The organism is Pseudonocardia sp. SID8383 (assembly GCF_009864975.1).
Lineage (GTDB): Bacteria > Actinomycetota > Actinomycetes > Mycobacteriales > Pseudonocardiaceae > Pseudonocardia > Pseudonocardia alni.
On sequence record NZ_WWFY01000314.1, the window covers coordinates 1 to 1,462 of the forward strand.

At 76.4% G+C, this 1,462-nt stretch carries 2 protein-coding genes; one reads left to right on the top strand and one right to left on the bottom strand.

What is annotated here, in order from left to right; all coding sequences use genetic code 11:
• Positions 1 to 725, bottom strand: a 725-nt coding sequence (locus GTW08_RS07700) for a MerR family transcriptional regulator (RefSeq protein WP_346009874.1), incomplete at its 3' end; no start/stop codon positions are given.
• Between the two features lie 37 nt (positions 726 to 762).
• Between GTW08_RS07700 and GTW08_RS07705 the strand changes: the two genes are divergently transcribed.
• The coding region (locus tag GTW08_RS07705; protein ID WP_161151673.1) for a TIGR03619 family F420-dependent LLM class oxidoreductase at positions 763 to 1,462 on the top strand (700 nt) is incomplete at its 3' end.

Here is a 1,462-nt window from a genome sequence, read left to right on the forward strand (position 1 = left end):
GCCGGGTCGACGCCCGCGGCGAGCGCGGCCCCGGCGTGCTCGGCCACCGCGGCGGGGTCGGCCCCCCGCTCGTGGTGCTCGGGGGCGGTGGCCCCGGTGACGGCCATCTCCCGGCACCGGGCCCGGAACCCCGGGTCGGCGACCAGCTCGGCCAGCTCCACCCAGGCCCCCACCTGCTCGGGGGTCGGGTCGTCGGGGAGTTCGGCGGGCATCGACCGCATGCCGGTGGCGATGCCCGCGCCGGGCGCGTCGTCGTCGATGCCGGCGAAGGTCTCGGTCACGAAGTCGTCGATCAGGTGCTGGCGCTGGGCCGCGGACAGCCGGGCGAGGTCGTTCATCAGGGTCACGCTCCGTTCGTCGGGTGGGGTGTCACCGGCTCCGGTGCGGGCGAGCAGGGCGCACACCGCGCGCTGCGCCCGCAGCTCCCGGATCCGGTCGTCCAGGGCCCGGACGTGTGCCGCCGCGATCTCGCCGACCCCCCGTCGGCGGGACAGCACGGCGCGCACGTCGTCCAGGCCCAGGCCGAGCTCGCGCAGGGTGCGCACGAGGTCGAGCCGTGCGACCGCGGCCGGTCCGTAGACCCGGTGGCCCGCGCCGTTGCGGTCGGCGGGGACGAGCCCCTCGTCCGACCAGAAACGGAGCGTGCGCACGGGGACCTCGCTGCGCCGGGCGAGCTGCCCGATCGTCAGCGTGACAGGGTGATCATCGGTAGGTGGTGCGGTCACGGGTACAGCGTCGGGTGTTCCAGCGGCTGGAGGTCAAGTGCGAATCGGTTTCGGGATCCCGCAGTTCGGTGCGGCCGCGGCCCACGTGGACGGGACGATGCGGTTCGCGGCGGGCGCCGAGGAGCGCGGCGCGGCGAGCCTGTGGACCGGCGACCGGCTGCTGGTGGCCGTCGACCCGACGGTCGGCTACGGCGGCGGGCCCGGCGACCCGGGCAGCGTGCCCGAGCAGTTCACCGCCGCGCACGACCCGCTGGCGCTGCTGACCGCGGCGGCCGCCGTCACCGCGCGGGTGCAGCTCGGCACCAGCACGCTCAACGCGCCCTGGTACCCGGCGGCGCTGCTGGCCCGGCAGGCGGCGACGATCGACAATCTGTCGGGCGGACGGCTGCTGTTGGGCCTCGGCATCGGCTGGTCGCCCGAGGAGTACGACGCGGTGGGTGTCCCGATGGGTGAGCGCGGCGCCCGGCTCGACGAGACCCTCGACCTGTTCGACGCCTGGTGGCACGACGACCCGGTGGAGTTCACCGGCCGGTTCGCGAGCGTCGCGCCGTCGTACGTGCACGCCCGGCCGCGGCACGTGCCGGTCTACCTGGGCGGCTTCAGCCCCCGGGCACGCCGGAGGATCGCGGAACGGGCCGACGGGTTCCTGCCGGTCGTCACCTCCGACGTCACCGACCTCGACGCCGCGGTCTCCGCGCCCTGGGCGGACCTGCGTGCCGCCGCGGCCGAGGCGGGCC